Genomic DNA, 15,696 nt, shown 5'->3' with positions numbered 1-15,696 from the left:
CGCGGGTTACAGCGACTGGCCGTCGTCCACGTCGATCACCGAACCGGTGACCATCGCGGAGGCGTCGGACGCGAAATACAGCAGCAGGTCGTCCAGCCCGTCGATCGGCATCAACCGGCGGCGGTGGAACCCTGCGATATGCGCCTTGCCGCCGTCGGTGTCGAACCAGTCGCCGTTGATGTTGGTGCGGATATAGCCGGGCTGGATCACGTTGACGTTGATCCCCGAACGTACCCATTCGCGCGCCAGGTTGCGGCCCAGATGCGCGACCGCCGCCTTCGACGCGGCATAAGCGCTGTCGCCGGTGCCGGTCTGATGCGCGGTGATAGACCCGATCAGCACGATCCGCCCGCGCCCGGTGTCGCGCACGCCCGCCGCGACCAGCCGCCGCGCGCCTTCCCGCGCGGTCAGCAGCACGCCGGTCAGGTTGACGTCGATCGTGGCGCGCAGCGCCGCGGCGGCGACGTCGGTGGAGCGGCCGGCATTGCTTTGCCCGGCGTTGGCGACGACGGTGTCGATCGTGCCGAACTGCGCCTGCCCCGCGTCGAACGCCGCCGCGATCGAGGCATCGTCAGTCACGTCCATCGCCACCGCCAGCGCCCGATCGCCCAGCCGTTCCGCCAGCCGCTGAACCGCGTCCAGGCGCCGCGCAGCGACGACCACCTTCGCCCCCGCGGCGACGAATCGCTCCGCAAAGTGCGCGCCCAGCCCGGACGATGCGCCGGTCACCAGCGCCACGCGTCCCGTCAGATCGAACGCCATCATCCCCTCCCCGCCTGTTTCGCCACGCCCGTTTCACAAAAACGCGGGTGTTTCAACCGTGCGATCAAGGGACAGGAACGGTCCGCGGGCGGTATGCCCGCCCGCCGACGGCGTCCCCGCGTTATGCCTTCGGCGCGGTCAGATGCGCGCTGAGGTGTTTGTTCATCTCGAACATCGAGACGGACTTCTTGCCGAAGATCTTCTCCAGCTTGGCATCGCCGTTGATCTGGCGCCGGTCCTTGGCGTCCTGCAAATCGTGCTTCTTGATGTATTCCCACACCTTGCTGACGACTTCGCTGCGCGGCAGGTCCTTCTTGCCGACGATCTCCGCCAGGTCCGCGGACGGGGTGACCGGCGCGGTGATGCCGCCACGTGCGCCGCCGGCGGGCTTCGCCTTCTTGGCCGTGGTCTTGGTGTCGCTTTTGGCCTTCTTTTCCGGTGACTTCGCCATCGCTGCTCTCCAATCGTTACCCCGTTCCGATCGAGCAGCGGCGGTTGTGACACCGCCGCGACTCCATGGACGCGACCCCTTGCGTACCAACAGCGTGGCGCGACCGCTACCGTGACGGTGGCATCGTGCGCCTAATCGATCCGCTTACAGACGCGACGGGCCTATCCGCCGTAGTGTGACGCGGCATCACGGTGGAGTGGATCGATGGTCGGCGTGGAATCGCGGGTGAGTGTCGCCGGTACGGCGCGGTCGTCGCTGGATAGCGCGGGGAGCACGCCGGGCACCGCCCCGGGGCCGCTGGACCGGTTGATGGCCGGCGGCCGCGCGCTGTCGCAGTTCCGCGGCGATACCGGCGTCCATGTGGTCAAGGCCGGCGAGACGCTGTCGCAGGTCGCGCGGGCGGCGGGCACCGACTGGCAGACGCTGGCGCGGATCAACGGCCTGCCCGACCCCGACCGGCTCCGCGTCGGCCAGCGGATCGAGCTGCCCGATGCGCCGCGCGTCCATGTGGTGCGCAGCGGCGAGACGCTGTCGGGCATCGCCAGGGACGCCGGCGTCAGCGCCGCATCGCTGGCACAGCGCAACCATATCGCCAATCCCGACCTGATCCACCCCGGCCAGCGGCTGTCGATCGCGGGCAGCCCCGCCCCGGGTGCGCGACCGGTCACAGCGCCGGTTACCGCCGCTCCGGCCAGGCCGGCGGCGGCGGCGGGCGCAACGCTGACGCCCGGTGCCGCATCGCTGCGCGCAGCGGATATCGCGGCGGCGCGCGCAGCGGGGCACCAGTCGATCGGCAAATGCTACGCCTGGGTGAAGACCGCGCTGCAGCAGTCGGGCGCGGTCCCCGATTACATGCCAGGCGTCGCTGCGAAGGATGCCGGCCCGACGCTGGAACAACGCGGCTTCGTCAACCTGACGAACCAGCCCGGCAATACGATCCGATCGCCGTATGACGCGCCCAAGGGGGCGGTGCTGGTCTATGGCGCCGCACCGGGCGCGGTGGATAGGAATGCCAGATACGGCCATATCGAGATCCGCACCGGCACCGGCTTCGCCAGCGACTATGCCTCCGCCAACGCGCGCACCGGCAGCGCGGCGAACGGGCTGGAGGGGCGTGGGCGCGTGCTGACCGGCGTCTATGTGAAGCCGGATGCGGCGGCGTCCAGCGCGGCGGGGGCGAGCGCGGCCGCCGCCGACGGCGCCTATGCCCCCGCCAACCTCAAACTGGGCGCCAACGATCGCTATCGCGACGCGATCGTCGAGGCCGCGACGCGCACCGGCATGACGCCGCAGACGGTCGCGGCGATCATCGATGCCGAAACGCTGAAGGATGCCGATGGCGTGTGGCGCGACGATGCCGCGGCGGGCACGTCGAGCGCGGTCGGCATGACGCAATTCCTGAAGGGCACGTGGATCGGCGAGGCGACCCGCGCCGGCGGTATCCTGAATGCCGAGGCGAAGGCGGCGGGGATGGTGGATGCGAACAACCGCGTCGTCGACGAACCGGGGCTGCTGGCGCTGCGCACCGATGCGCGGCTGTCGATCCTGGCCGGTGCCGATTATGCGCGGCAGAACCTGTCGTCGCTGACGCGCAGCGGCGCGATCCCGGCGGATGCCGATCCGGCGGCGCTCGCCAAATATGCCTATGTCGCGCATCACGAGGGGTTGGGCGGGGCGCGCGGATTCCTGTCGGGCGACATGCGCTACCTGCGCGATGCCACGTTCGAGGCGAACGTCCCCGCCGCCAGCCGCCAGCGGTATCTGGATGCGGCAGGCGGCAGCGAACCGCTGGCGTATCGCAACTGGCTGTCCGACTATATCGACCGGCGCATCGACGTGACTCGGTTCATGAACGACAGCACCGGCGTCGCGGTGCCGGCGATGCGGTCGCTGCTGCGGTGAGCGGGCTTTGGACGCGGCGCCGGCTGCGCTAGGGGCATCGGCCATGTCATGGAAGCCCGTCGCCCCCGCCGCCCTGCTGGCGCTTGCTGCCTGCGGCGCGGCTCCCGCCCCGTCGCCCGACCCGTCGCCCCGCCCCTCGGCGTCGACGACGACGCAGGACGGCGCGTTCGCGGCGTGTCGCACCCGCGCCGATGGCGATGCCGCCGCGATCCAGGCCTGCGCCGACACCGAGCTGGCGCGGATCGCCCATGCGCTGCCCGATCATCCGGAGGCAGCGACCCGCCACGCCGCCGCGCTGCGCGCGCTGGGTGACGACGCGATCGCGCGCGGCACCTTCGGTCAGGGGGCGGCGGCGCAGGTCGCGGTCGCCGATGCCGCGGTGCGCCTGTCGCAGCAACGCGCCGCATGGCTGGCGGGCGGCACGCCACCGGCGGGGCGCGGCGATCCGACACGGCTGGGCGACGCCGCGCGCGCCGCCTGGTCCGCCAGCCGCGCCGCCGCCTGCGCCGCTTATCGCGTCACGGATTGCGCCGCGCGGTACGACGCGCTGCTCAACACCTATCAACCCGCAGCGGAGCCGACCCCGATGCCCGAACCTGCGACCACCAACGCCGGCCTGCCGCTGCCCGATTGCGCCGAGGTGAAGGCCGCCGGGCTGGTCGGCGGCGCGCTGGGCGATGCCTTCTATCGCCGCTATCCCACATCGCTCGCCGATCCGAAGGGGGTCGACCACGTCACGCTGGACGGCGCGGCGATCGACAATGTCGTGGGCTATCTGGCGTGCGTCGCGACGCTGACCGATGGCGACCCGACCGTCGCGGACAATGCCGCCGCGCTGTTCGCCAGCCCGCGCCACGGCGTCGCCGCCTTCGCCGCGCTGACGACCCGAGCGAAGGCCGAGACGCCCGAGGGCAAGGGCGCCGCCCGGTTCCTGCAACAGATGAAGGCGATGGTCGACTGACCTGGAGCGGTTTGCGACCGCTCTAACCGGCGGCGTGCGGCAGGGCGATCGCTACGCTCAGCCCGCCGCCGGGCGCCTCGCCCAGCGCCATCCGGCCGCCGCACAGCGTCAACAGCTCGCGCACGATCGCCAGGCCGAAGCCGTCGCCGGACGGCCCCTCGTCCAGCCGGATGCCGGGTGCCATCGCCTGTTCGCGCAACTCCGCCGCGATCCCCGGCCCGTCGTCGGCGATCGTCAGCAGCACCGCGTCGTCCCGCGCCGCCGCGGACATCGCCACCCGGCCGGCCGCATGGCGCGCGGCATTGTCCATGACGTTGCCGACGATCTCCGCCAGATCATGCGCATCGACCGCGACGATCAGGCCGGCGGGCACGTCGACCGCGATCGCCGCATGGCGGTGGAGCGCCCCGATCGCGCCCGCCACGTCCGCGACGGTGACGGACAGGTCGGTCCGCGCGCGGCGGGCGATCGCGGCGGTGCGCGCGCGCGCCAGGTGGTGGCGGATTACCCCCTCGATCCGCGCCAGCTGCGCCGCCGCAGCGCCATCCGGCGGCAGGGTGAGCGCCAGCGTGGCAACCGGCGTCTTGAGCGCATGGGCGAGGTTCGCCGCCGATCCGCGCGCCGCCGCAAGCGCCGCCGCGCCCTCCGCCGCCAGCGCGTTGAGTTCCGCCGCCAGCGGGCGCAGTTCGTCGGGCTGGTCCTCGTCCACCTGTTCGCGCACGCCGTGGCGGATCGCCGCGACCTGATCGCGCAGCGCCAGCACCGGGCGGAGTACCCAGCGCCACTGGACGAACGCGGCGACGGCGAAGATTGCCGCCAGCGCCGCGATCACCGACAGCAGCGGGAACAGCGCAGCGCGGATCGGCTGGGCGATCACCCGTGCAGGCGCGGCGGCGGTCAGCGTCACCGTGCCCGCAGCGGTCGCGATCGTCGCCTGCCGGGCGTGGATTGGCCCGTCGGCATCGACGCCCTGTTGCGGCCTCGGCCCACGCCCCGCACCCGGCGGCGGGGGCGCATCGGGCGGCGGTGGGGGACCGGGCGGATGGATCGGCTCCAGTCGCGGGAAGTCCGCCGATCCGACGCGCCCGCGCGGGCCGTCGATCCGCCAGCGCCACCCCGGCCCGTCCTCCAGCACCGCCAGGCGCTCGCCTAGCCGAGCGCTATCCACCGCGCCGTCGTCGCCCACCGCGCTCGCCAGCACCGCCAGCTGCGCATCGAGCCGCTGGTCCACCCCGCGCGTCACGAACCGTTCCAGCGTGTCCGCCATCACCCAGGCCGCGCACGCCAGCGCCAGCAGTGTCGCGCCGGCCGACAGCGCCAGCATCCGCGCGCGCAGCGACCCGGGGATCAGCCGGTGCATCAGGCGGCGGCGGGGCATATCAGACGGTATCCGCGCCCGCGCACGGTGTCGATCATCGTCGCGCCGATCTTGCGCCGCAGCCGGCCGATAATGACCTCAAGACTGTTCGAATCGACGTCCGCATCACCTTCGTACACGCGCTCCAGCAGCTCCAGCCGTTCGATCACCACGTCGCGGCGCAGGATCAGCTGCGACAGCACGCGCCATTCGAACGCGGTCAGCTTCAGCGGCAGGCCGTCGAGCTCGAACTGCCCGGTCTGGCTGTCGAAGGCGAGCGCCCCGCACACGATCCGTGGCTGCGCATGGCCCGCCGCACGGCGCACCAGCGCGCGCAGGCGGATCATCAGTTCCTCGACGCGGAACGGCTTGGTCAGGTAATCGTCCGCCCCCGCCTTGAACGCGGTCACCTTGTCCGCCCATGCCTCGCGCGCGGTCAGCACCAGCACCGGAAGCGCGCGCCCCGCCGCGCGCCACGCGGTCAGCACGCCCGCCCCGTCCAGCCCCGGCAGGCCGAGGTCGAGCACCGCCGCGTCATAGATTTCGGTTTCGCCCAGATGCTGCGCGTCGATGCCGTCGGCGGCGATGTCCACCGCGCAATGTTCGGCACGCAGCGCCCGCGCGATCGCGTCGGCCAGATCCGGGTCGTCTTCCACCAGCAGGATACGCATCGCCGTCGCCTAGCTCCACTGCCTAAACCGAAACTGAACCGCCGGGTTCAGCGCGCGTCGGCCCCGCCGGCCTATCCGGTGACTCGTCCGACGTGAAGGAGACGACGAATGACTGATGCAAAGAAGCTGGCCGGCCGTGTGCCGCCGCGCACCCGCATGGCGCTGTCCGCCGCGGCCTTGCTGGCGATCGGGGCCGCGGGCGGTGCCGGCGCGGTGCAGCTGACCCGCCCCGGCGTGGAGATGGCGCCGACCGTACCGACCGCGATCGCCCGATTGCCGCAGGCATCGGGGATCGTGACGGTGAAGGGCCGGGTCGCCGAAACCTATGGCAACCAGTTCGTGGTGCAGGACGGCACTGGCCGCACGCTGGTCGACGCCGGTCGGCACGGCGGCAGCGACGTGCGGGTCGGCAGCGTGATGACGGTGCAGGGTCGCTATGACGACGGGCGGCTGCGCGCCTCCTACCTGGTCGATCCGCAGGGGCGCGTCGACGCGGTCGGCGCTCCCCCGCCACCGCCGCCGCATGGCGGACCGGGCGCGCCCCCGCCGCCGCCGGGTGCAGGTGCGCCGCCGCCGCCCCCGCCGGGTGGCCCCGGCGCGCCCCCGCCCCCGCCCCCGCCGCCCGGCGCAGGCGCACCGCCCCCGCCGCCCGGCGCAGGCGCACCGCCCCCGCCGCCGGCCGCGGGAGCAGCGCCCCCGGCCCCGCCCGCCGGCACCGCCTCGCGGCGCTAGGCATACAGGCCCACGGCTCCCGTAACGGGGAAAGCTGTCGGCCGAAGACCTGACAAAGGGGTGTCGCGCCATGGCGGGCGTGGCACCCCTATTGTCGCGCGCGGAGTCGCAAGACGACGAACGGCTTTCGGGGTCGCGCGGAGGTGCCGCGCCTGCCGTGACGGCGGCGGGGAAATTCAGGCCGGTGATGGGGCGCTTGGCGCGTTGTGCACGGCCATGATCTTCGCGGCTTCGCGGTAACGAGCCCCCGGCGGCCACCCTGGACCGGATCGACATTCACCCTGACGAGCCGTCGAGCGACGTCGGCGCCTGTCCTCAGCGCGAAGGGGTGATGACCCGGCCTAGCCGTGATCGGCGATGAAGCGGTCGAACGTCTGTTGCGTCAGCGGGACGTGGAACTGGCAGCCCGCGACCAGATCGTCGGACCAGACGATATCCGCGCCCATCGCGCCCAGGCCGGGGACGTTGAGCAGGATCGTCGAGTTCGGGGCCATGCTGCTATAGGCATGGAGCCGGCAGCCGTGGAGCGAGATGTCCACGACGCGGCACAAGGTGCGCTGCATGCACCCTTCCCCCAGTTGCACGTCGAGGGAGACCGGCGCGCGCGGGCTGCGGCGGCGGTTGGTGGTGCGCTCGGCAAGGGCGAATTCTGCAACGAACATGGCGGCGACCCTACGCCGCCATGCCTAATTCACGGTTAACGTTACCGCGGCGCTTACTTGCGCAGCGTGAGACCGCCACCGAACCGCTTGTTGAAGCGCGCGACCTGGCCGCCCGAATCCAGCACCTGGCCGCGGCCGCCGGTCCATGCCGGGTGCGCCAGGGGGTCGATTTCCAGCGTCATCGTGTCGCCTTCCTTGCCCCAGGTGGAGCGGGTTTCGTACACGGTGCCGTCGGTCATCTGCACCTTGATCATGTGATAGTCGGGGTGGGTGTCTTTCTTCACGTCGCGTCGCTCCTGATGCGGCTGGTTTCCGACCAGCCAAAAGAGAAGGCGCGCGCCTAGACCAGCGCGCGCCCGATGTCAAAATCTGTCGTCGGCCGATCGTGGCCGGCGGTTTCAGCCCGCCTTGGGCGGATCGGCGATCATCGCGGTGAAGCTCGCCTCGGCCGCGACCTGTCCGTCGATCCTGGCGACACCGGCGAACTTGCACACGCTGCTGCGCTTCTGGACGAACTCGACCTCTAGGCTCAGCAGCACGCCCGGTTCCACCGGCTTGCGGAACTTGGCGTTCTCGATCGCCATGAAATAAACCAGCTTGCCCGATCCGGCGAGGCCGAGGCTTTCCACCGCCAGCACGCCGGCGGCCTGCGCCAGCGCCTCGACGATCAGCACGCCCGGCATGATCGGACGGCCGGGAAAATGTCCCTGGAAGAAGCCTTCGTTGATCGTCACCGCCTTGATGGCACGGATCGACCGGTCGGGGATGATCTCCTCGACCCGGTCGACCAGCAGCATCGGGTAGCGATGCGGCAACGCCGCCATCACGCGCGCGATGTCGAACGGCCCGATCGGGCCGCCCGTCACCGCAGCGTCAGCCGCCGTGCCGCTCACCGGCCGGCGGGGGCGCGGTTGTTGCTGGCGGCGGGGGCGGCAGCGGCGGCGCCCTGCTGCTGCTGCTGACCCGGCTGCCAATTGGCCGGCGGAGTGATGCCGACGGTCGGCACGGTACGGTCCAGCTCGGCGGTAATCGCCGAGGTGATGTCGGCGGTCGGCTGCGCGAACAGCGCCGCGTTCGGGCGCAGCAGCAGGCTGACGTTCTTCGCGCGGACCGCCGCGCTCACCGCGTCGGGCAGCTTGGCGGAGATCTGCTCCAGCGCATAGGCCTGCGCGCGGCTGGCCGGCGCGGTCAGCCGCTGCAGCTCGGCATTGCCGGCCTGCTCCTTGGTCTGGATCGCGGTCGCCTGCGATCGCAGCGATGCCTCGGTCGCGCCGGGGGCGGCGGCGGCCTTCTGGTAGGCGTCGACCAGCGGCTGCAGCTCGGTCGAGATCGCCTGGCGACGCGCGTTCGCCTGGTCGATCTGCGCCTTGTAGGTCGTCTGGATCTGGGTGCGGGCGGTCGCCCATGCCTTCGAATTGGCGACCGCCGCTTCGGGATCGGCCACGGCGACGCCGCCCACCTGCGCAGTGGCGCTGGTCGAGACGATCGCGGCCGGCGCGGCGAGCGCGGCGGCGAGGAGAAGGGTCTTGAAGGTCGTCATCAGAACTGTGTCCCTACGTTGAAGGTGACGAGTTTCTTGTCGTCGCCCGGCTGCGTCACCAGCGCCTTGGCGAGATCGATGCGCAGCGGCCCGAACGGCGAATTCCAGTTGACGCCGATGCCGACCGAAACGCGCGGCTGGGCCGAATTGCCCAGGAAGGTTTCCTTGAACGGCTGCGACGCGATCAGCGGGCTGTTCGGCACCACGCCGTTACACGTCCCCGACGCATCCGGGATACCCGCGGCGCACGACGTCTGTACCGACAGGCCGCCGGCATTGACATAGGTGAACAGCGGGTTGCCCGCCGTGTCGCGCTGCGGCAGCGGCAGGACGACCGTGTTGCCCGCCGCATCGGTGGTGGTCGGGAACGTCGCGGTGGGCAGCGGGCGAGTGATGTTGAACAGGCTGCCGACCTGCGCATAGATCGACGGGCGCAGCCCCAGTTCGCGCGCACCGGCGCCCAGCGGTATCTCCAGCTCCAGCTTGCCCAGGTAATAGGCGCGGCCGCCCAGCGCGTCATCGACGATCTGGTCGCGGTCGGTGACCAGCACCTGCTTTCCGCTGGCGTCGTTGGTATAATATTGGCGCAGCACGCGCGGGCCGACGCCGCGGATGTCGAAGCCGCGGAACTGCGGCTCGCCCAGATAGAAGCGGTCGGTGATGCGGATCTTGTCGATCCCCGGTCCGCGCGACGATTCCAGCGAATGGATATAGCCGCCCTCGCCGGTCAGCGACGCGACGAAGCCGCCGCCGAGACCCCAGAACTTCGACCCTTCTAGCCGGGTGCGGATGTAGCGCACGTCGCCGCCCAGGCCGGCGAAATCCTGGCTGAAGGTGAACCGCTGCCCGGCAGTCGGCCGCAGCCGGCTGTTGAGGCTGTCGAAGATCAGCGAGTAGCCAACGCTCGACGTCAGGCGGTTGCCCAGCGCGTCGCACAGGTAATTGCCCGCCTTCAGCCGGTCGCACGCGCCGTTGGTGAAGAAGGTCGCCTGGTCCAGCCCGACCTCATCATAGGAGAAGGTGTAGCGGCCGGCGAGCTGCCAATATTCGGTCAGCGGCACGCCGGTGCGCACCTGGAAACCGGTCGATACCTGGCTGTAGGTGGTGTTACGATCGGTGCCGATGAAGTTGAAGGCGTTGAAGTCGCGGCGGAAGATGTCGACGCCCAGCGCGATGTTGCGATCGAAGACATAAGGCTCGGTAAAGCCCAGCTCGATCGACTTGGAATAGCTGGAATAATTGACGCCGGCACGCAGCGTCTGGCCCTTACCGCGGAAATTGTTCTGCGTGATATTGGCCTGGATGATGAACCGCTCCAGACTGGAGAAGCCCGCCGACAGCTGCAGTTCGCCGGTCGACTTCTCCTCGACGTTCGCCTCCAGCAGGACGCGGTCGGGGGCGGACCCCGGCGTCTGCTTGATCTCGAACTTGTCCTGGAAATAACCCAGCGAGTTGATGCGGTCCTGCGACCGCTTCACCTGGAAGCTGTTGAAGGCGTCGCCTTCCGCGAGGCGGACCTCGCGGCGGATCACCTTGTCCTGCGTCTGGGTGTTGCCGGTGATATCGACCCGCTCGACATAGGTGCGCTGCGCCTGGCCGATGTGGAAATTGATCGACATGGTCAGCGCGTCACGGTCGCGCTGGAATTCCGGGCTGACCTCGGTGAAGGCATAGCCGAACAGCCCGGCGGTCTCGCTCAGGTTGTCGACGGTGTCCTCCACCATCTTGGCGTTATACCATTCGCCCTTCTTGACCGGCAGCGTCGCGGCCAGCTTCTTCCCGTCGAAATCGCGGATATCGCTGTCGACGGTGACGTCGCCGAATTTGTAGCGCGGGCCTTCCTCCACCACATAGGTGATGATGAAGTCCTTGCGGTCCGGGGTCAGCTCGGCAACCGCCGACGTCACGCGGAAATCGGCATAGCCTTCGGTCAGGTAGAACTGGCGCAGCTTCTGCTGGTCATAGGCCAGCCGGTCCTGGTCGTAGGAGGTGCCGGATGACAGGAAGCGGAAGAAGCGCGCTTCCTTGGTCGCCATCTGCGCGCGCAGCTTGCTGTCGCTGAACACCTCGTTGCCCAGGATGTTGATCTGGCGGACCTTCGACTTCGGGCCCTCGGTGATCTCGAACACCACGTCGACGCGGTTCTGGTCCAGGCTGACCATCTTCGGCTCGACGCTGGCGGCGAAGCGGCCCTGGCGGCGATACAGCTCGACGATCCGCGCCACGTCCGCGCGGACCGCGGACCGGGTGAAGATCTGCCGCGGCTTCAGCCGGATCTCCTTCGTGATCTTGTCTTCCTTCAGGCGCTTGTTGCCCTCCAGGATCACGCGGTTGATGATCGGGTTCTCCCGCACGCGGATCACGATGTCGCCGGTGTCGGCGCCCGCGATCGTCACGTCGGCGAACAGGTCGCTGGCGTACAGGTCCTTGATCGCCTGATCGAGCGTCTCGTTGGTGTACGCCTGCCCCTGCCGCAGCTTGGTATAGCTGAGCGCGGTTTCCGGCTCGATCCGCTGCGTGCCGTCGACGCGCAGCGTCTTGATGACCTTGGTCGCGGCCACCGGGGCCGCCACGGGGGCGGCCGGTGCCGATGCGGGGGCCGGCGTGGCCGCCGGCATGGTCTGCGCCGATGCGGCGAGCGGGACGCCCGCCAGCATCGTGCAACCGAGCAAGGTCGCCGAGGCACGCGCCCGCGAAGTCGAAACGTTGAGCACCGTCACCAAAATCCCACCCGAGAGAAACCGCAGAGCGCCGCCGCGTCGCCCTGCCTTACCTTCGTCAACCGATCAAGCCGGCCAGATGCCGCCACAGGCCGAAGTTGCCGAGATCGTTGAACGTGACCAGCAGCATCAGCGCCAGGACCGCCATCAATCCGCCGCGATACGCCCATTCCATTGTCTGCGGCGCCACCGGTCGCCGTCGCACCGCCTCGATCGCATAGAACAGCAGGTGCCCGCCATCCAGCATCGGCACTGGCAGCAGGTTGATGAACCCCAGATTGATCGAAACCAGCGCGATCAGGAAAACGAACGCCTCCGGCCCCAGCGTGATCTGTTCGCCGGACACCTTCGCGATCGACAGCGGGCCGCCCAGTTCCTTCACCGAACGCCGCCCGCTGACGATCTGGCCGATCGTCTCGACCATCATCTGCACGATCTGCCCGGTGCGCTGGACCGCGATTACCGGTGCCTCCAGCACGCCGACCTGCCGCACCACCGGCGCTGCCGGGCGGATGCCGAGCAGGCCGACGCGGAACTCGTTGCCGAAGCGGTCGCGCTGCACCTGCGTCGCGATCGTCGCATCGACATGCATCGGCGTGCCGTCGCGCACGTAATCGACGCGCACCCGCTCGCCCGCGCGGATCTTCACGAACCGCACCATGTCCTCGAACGTCTCGACCGGACGCCCGCCCAGCGCGGTGACGCGGTCGCCCGTGCGCAGGCCGACCTGCGCGGCGACGGTGCCGGGCATCGCCTGCCCCACCACCGCCGGGGTCTGCGCATCGCCATAGGCCAGCGCGAAGCCCGCCAGGATCAGCACCGCCAGCACGAAATTGACCACCGGTCCCGCGGCAACGACGATCGCGCGCTGCCACACCGGCTTGGCCTGGAACGTCCGGGCGCGTTCCTCGGCGGGCAGCGCCAGCCAGTCGGCATCCGGTTGCCCGGCGGGATTCATGTCGCCGGCGAACTTCACATAGCCGCCCAGCGGCAGCCACGCGACCTTCCACCGCGTACCGCGCCGGTCGGTCCAGCCGGCGATCTCGCGCCCGAACCCGATCGAGAAGACGTCCGCCTTGATCCCGAACCAGCGGCCGGCGGCATAATGGCCGAGCTCATGCACGAAGACGAGCGGACCGATCACCAGCACGAAGGCCAGCAGGGTCAGCAGCAGTCCGGGGGTCTGGATCAAGCCACGCAATCCTTCACGCGCTCACCGGCGAACTCCCGCGCCCGCGCATCGACGTGCAACACCTCGTCGAGCGTGTCCGGCGCGGCCGGGTCATAGCGTTGCAACGTATCGTCCACGATTGCGGCGATTTCAAGAAACGCGATGTTACCCGCCAGAAATGCCGCCACCGCCACCTCGTTCGCGGCGTTCAGGATCGCGGGGCGCGCGCCGCCCGTCTCGACCGCCGCGCGGGCGAGCGCGAGCGAGCGGAACCGCACCGGATCGGGGGCCTCGAAGTCGAGCCGGCCCAGCTTCACCAGGTCCAGCGGTTCCATCGGAGTCGCCATCCGGTCCGGCCAGGCCAGGCAATGCGCGATCGGCACCCGCATGTCGCTCGGCCCCAGCTGCGCCAGCATCGATCCGTCGACGTAGTCGACCATCGAGTGGATCACCGACTGGCGGTGGATCACGATCTCGATCCGCGCCGGCTCCACCGGGAACAGCACCGCCGCCTCGATCAGTTCCAGCCCCTTGTTCATCATCGTGGCGCTGTCGATCGAGATCTTGGCGCCCATCGACCAATTGGGATGCGCGACTGCCTGTGCCGGGGTCACCGACGCCATCCGCTCGAGCGACCAGTCGCGGAACGGCCCGCCGCTGGCGGTCAGGATGATGCGCCGGACCCGCTCCGGCCGCGCCATGTCCAGGCACTGGAAGATGGCGTTGTGCTCGCTGTCGGCGGGCAGCACCGCCGCGCCATGGTCGCGCGCGGCGGCCATCACGATCGCGCCCGCGGACACCAACGGTTCCTTGTTGGCCAGCACCACCGTGCCGCCACGTTCGATCGCTGCCAGCACCGGCCGCAGCCCGGCACAGCCGACGATCGCGCCCATCGTCCAGTCGGCGCCCGACCCGGCCGCCTCGCACACCGCCTGCTCCCCGCCCGCCGCGGCGATGCCGGTGCCGGCCAGCGCATCGCGCAGCGCGGGCAGGCAGCCCTCGTCGGCGACCACCGCCTGCTCGGCGCGCGTGCGGATCGCGGCGGCGGCCAGCTTGGCGACGTCGCGGTGCGCGGTCAGCGCGCGGACGCGGAACCGCTCCGGCTCGCGCTCGACCAGATCCAGCGTGGAGGTGCCGACCGAGCCGGTCGCCCCCAGGATCGTCACCGTCCTCATGACAGGATCTGCGGGATGGCGACCAGCAACGCGGCGACGGGCGCGACCGGGACCAGCCCGTCGATCCGGTCCAGCACGCCGCCATGGCCGGGCAGGACGTTGCCCGAATCCTTCACTCCCGCCACGCGCTTCAGCCAGCTTTCGTACAGGTCGCCGGCCTGCGCCAGCACCGCCAACAGCGGCGACATCCCCGCCAGCAGCGCCGGCAGTCCCGCCTCGGCCCACAACAGCAGCCCCAGTGCACCGGCGGCGATCACGCCCCCGCCCAGCCCCGCCCAGGTCTTGTTCGGTGACAGCCGCGGCGCCAGCTTCGGCCCGCCGATCGACCGCCCGGCGAAGAACGCGCCGATATCGCACGCCCACACCAGCGCCATCGCCCAGAAGGCATAGAGCAGCCCGTCGTCCTGCCGGCGCAGGAACACCAGCGCCAGTACCGGCAGCCCGCAATAGGCCACGCCCAGCGCCAGTCGCGGCAGCCGGGTGACGATCGCGACGAAGAACGCCGCCCCCGCGACCAGCCCCAGCGTGAAGAAGTCGTGCGTTTCCAGGATCAGCCACGCCGGCGCCATCGTCGCCAGCGGCACGCTGAGCGCGAATTGCGCCAGCCGCTTGGTCTTGGGCGGCACCTTCTGCAGATCGCCCCATTCGGCCATCATGAACAACGCGACCACCACCGCCAGCAGCCAGAAGGCGATGTCGCCGAGGATCAGCGCCACCGAAGCGACCGCGATCATTGCGACGCTGGCGATCATCCGCAGCCTGAGGTTCGACGGCGTGCGCAGCGCCGCATCGGGCGTCGGAGGAAAGGGTGACGGCGACGAATCGCTCATGCGCGGGCGCTCACAGCCCGCCGTAGCGGCGCTGGCGCTGCCCGAACGCGCTGATCGCGGCGGCCAGATCGTCGGGGCCGAAATCGGGCCACAGCGTGTCGACGAACAGCAATTCGGCATAGGCCGCCTGCCACAAAAGGAAATTCGACAGCCGCTGTTCGCCAGAGGTGCGGATCAACAGGTCGAGCGGGGGCAGCTCGCGCGTTTCCAGCTCCGCCTCGATCGCATCGCTGTCGATCGCCTCGACCGGGATCGCGCCCGCCGCGGCGCGCGCCGCCAGCCGCTGCGCCGCCGTGACCAGTTCGGCCTGTGCGCCGTAGTTCAGCGCGATCGCCAGGATCGGGCCGGTATTGGCGGCGGTACGCGCCAGCGCATCGTCGACCAGCGCGACGACATCGGCCGGGAATCGGCGATAGTCGCCGATCACGCGCAGCCGCACGTTCTCGCGCACCAGTTCGGCCAGGTCGTTGCGGATGAAGAATTTGAGCAGGCCCATCAGCCCGCTGACCTCCTCCGCCGGCCGGCGCCAGTTCTCCGAGGAGAAGGCGTAGAGCGTCAGCGCCTGCACGCCCATCGCACGCGCCGCGCGCGTCACCGCGCGCACCGCCTCCACCCCCGCGCGGTGCCCGGCGGCCCGCGGCAGGTGGCGTTGCGCGGCCCAGCGGCCGTTGCCGTCCATGATGATCGCCACGTGGCGCGGCATGTGCTGCGCCACCGGCTGCGATGCCGCCGCGGTCGCCATCACCTGCGCGCGCCCCTGGC

At 70.4% G+C, this 15,696-nt stretch carries 16 protein-coding genes; 3 read left to right on the top strand and 13 right to left on the bottom strand.

Translation table 11 applies throughout. From position 1 onward, the window contains the following. Nucleotides 1–6: 6 nt before the first annotated feature. Both COA17_RS15200 and COA17_RS15195 read right to left on the bottom strand, forming a co-directional pair. Nucleotides 7–762 (bottom strand): SDR family NAD(P)-dependent oxidoreductase, encoded by a 756-nt coding sequence (locus COA17_RS15200; protein WP_066488934.1) that lies wholly within the window; start codon nt 760–762, stop codon nt 7–9. Between the two features lie 121 nt (nt 763–883). Continuing rightward, nucleotides 884–1,213, bottom strand: coding sequence for an SWIB/MDM2 domain-containing protein (locus COA17_RS15195; protein ID WP_066488930.1), 330 nt, complete (start codon nt 1,211–1,213; stop codon nt 884–886). Between the two features lie 204 nt (nt 1,214–1,417). Here COA17_RS15195 and COA17_RS15190 point away from each other — a divergent pair, with 204 nt between their 5' ends. Then, nucleotides 1,418–3,115 carry a LysM peptidoglycan-binding domain-containing protein gene (locus COA17_RS15190; protein ID WP_096613593.1) on the top strand — a complete coding sequence of 566 codons (1,698 nt, stop codon included), beginning with the start codon at nt 1,418–1,420 and terminating at the stop codon, nt 3,113–3,115. Nucleotides 3,116–3,158: 43 nt separating this feature from the next. After that, a complete protein-coding gene (locus tag COA17_RS15185) occupies nt 3,159–4,076 on the top strand; it encodes a hypothetical protein (RefSeq protein WP_096613592.1) in 918 nt (305 codons plus the stop codon). A 22-nt stretch (nt 4,077–4,098) separates the two neighbouring features. Here COA17_RS15185 and COA17_RS15180 read toward each other — a convergent pair whose 3' ends face one another. Both COA17_RS15180 and COA17_RS15175 read right to left on the bottom strand, forming a co-directional pair. After that, nucleotides 4,099–5,454 (bottom strand): sensor histidine kinase, encoded by a 1,356-nt coding sequence (locus tag COA17_RS15180; RefSeq protein ID WP_245857850.1) that lies wholly within the window; start codon nt 5,452–5,454, stop codon nt 4,099–4,101. Next, nucleotides 5,436–6,104, bottom strand: a complete 669-nt coding sequence (locus COA17_RS15175; protein WP_096613591.1) for a response regulator transcription factor — start codon at nt 6,102–6,104, stop codon at nt 5,436–5,438. Before COA17_RS15175 ends, COA17_RS15180 begins: the two co-directional genes overlap by 19 nt. Nucleotides 6,105–6,212: 108 nt before the next feature. Between COA17_RS15175 and COA17_RS15170 the strand changes: the two genes are divergently transcribed. Next, entirely contained in the window at nt 6,213–6,836 is a 624-nt protein-coding gene (locus COA17_RS15170) for a hypothetical protein (RefSeq protein ID WP_096613590.1), read from the top strand. Between the two features lie 341 nt (nt 6,837–7,177). Here the strand turns inward: COA17_RS15170 and COA17_RS15165 are convergent, their stop codons facing one another. From COA17_RS15165 to COA17_RS15125, 9 genes are all read right to left on the bottom strand, one after another. After that, complete coding sequence (locus tag COA17_RS15165; protein WP_096613589.1) at nt 7,178–7,498, bottom strand: PilZ domain-containing protein; 321 nt, start codon at nt 7,496–7,498, stop codon at nt 7,178–7,180. A 53-nt stretch (nt 7,499–7,551) separates the two neighbouring features. After that, nucleotides 7,552–7,782: a 50S ribosomal protein L31 gene (rpmE, locus tag COA17_RS15160; RefSeq protein ID WP_066485170.1), complete on the bottom strand. Its 231-nt coding sequence runs from the start codon at nt 7,780–7,782 to the stop codon at nt 7,552–7,554. A gap of 114 nt (nt 7,783–7,896) precedes the next feature. Further along, a complete protein-coding gene (gene fabZ / locus COA17_RS15155; protein ID WP_281253332.1) occupies nt 7,897–8,364 on the bottom strand; it encodes a 3-hydroxyacyl-ACP dehydratase FabZ in 468 nt (155 codons plus the stop codon). 23 nt (nt 8,365–8,387) lie between these two features. After that, nucleotides 8,388–9,038: an OmpH family outer membrane protein gene (locus tag COA17_RS15150; RefSeq protein WP_096613588.1), complete on the bottom strand. Its 651-nt coding sequence runs from the start codon at nt 9,036–9,038 to the stop codon at nt 8,388–8,390. Further along, nucleotides 9,038–11,695: an outer membrane protein assembly factor BamA gene (bamA, locus tag COA17_RS15145; RefSeq protein WP_096613587.1), complete on the bottom strand. Its 2,658-nt coding sequence runs from the start codon at nt 11,693–11,695 to the stop codon at nt 9,038–9,040. The genes COA17_RS15150 and bamA overlap by 1 nt, the downstream gene beginning before the upstream one ends. A 121-nt stretch (nt 11,696–11,816) precedes the next feature. Next, entirely contained in the window at nt 11,817–12,950 is a 1,134-nt protein-coding gene (rseP, locus tag COA17_RS15140; protein WP_066485918.1) for an RIP metalloprotease RseP, read from the bottom strand. Continuing rightward, complete coding sequence (locus tag COA17_RS15135) at nt 12,947–14,104, bottom strand: 1-deoxy-D-xylulose-5-phosphate reductoisomerase (RefSeq protein WP_096613586.1); 1,158 nt, start codon at nt 14,102–14,104, stop codon at nt 12,947–12,949. The genes rseP and COA17_RS15135 overlap by 4 nt, the downstream gene beginning before the upstream one ends. Then, nucleotides 14,101–14,934, bottom strand: a complete 834-nt coding sequence (locus tag COA17_RS15130; RefSeq protein ID WP_096613585.1) for a phosphatidate cytidylyltransferase — start codon at nt 14,932–14,934, stop codon at nt 14,101–14,103. The genes COA17_RS15135 and COA17_RS15130 overlap by 4 nt, the downstream gene beginning before the upstream one ends. 10 nt (nt 14,935–14,944) lie before the next feature. Beyond that, nucleotides 14,945–15,676 (bottom strand): isoprenyl transferase, encoded by a 732-nt coding sequence (locus tag COA17_RS15125; protein WP_066488033.1) that lies wholly within the window; start codon nt 15,674–15,676, stop codon nt 14,945–14,947. Nucleotides 15,677–15,696: the final 20 nt, after the last annotated feature.

It is taken from the genome of Sphingomonas ginsenosidimutans (genome assembly GCF_002374835.1).
In the GTDB taxonomy this organism is placed as follows: Bacteria; Pseudomonadota; Alphaproteobacteria; order Sphingomonadales; family Sphingomonadaceae; genus Sphingomonas; species Sphingomonas ginsenosidimutans.
This window is presented reverse-complemented; position numbering and strand designations above follow the sequence as displayed.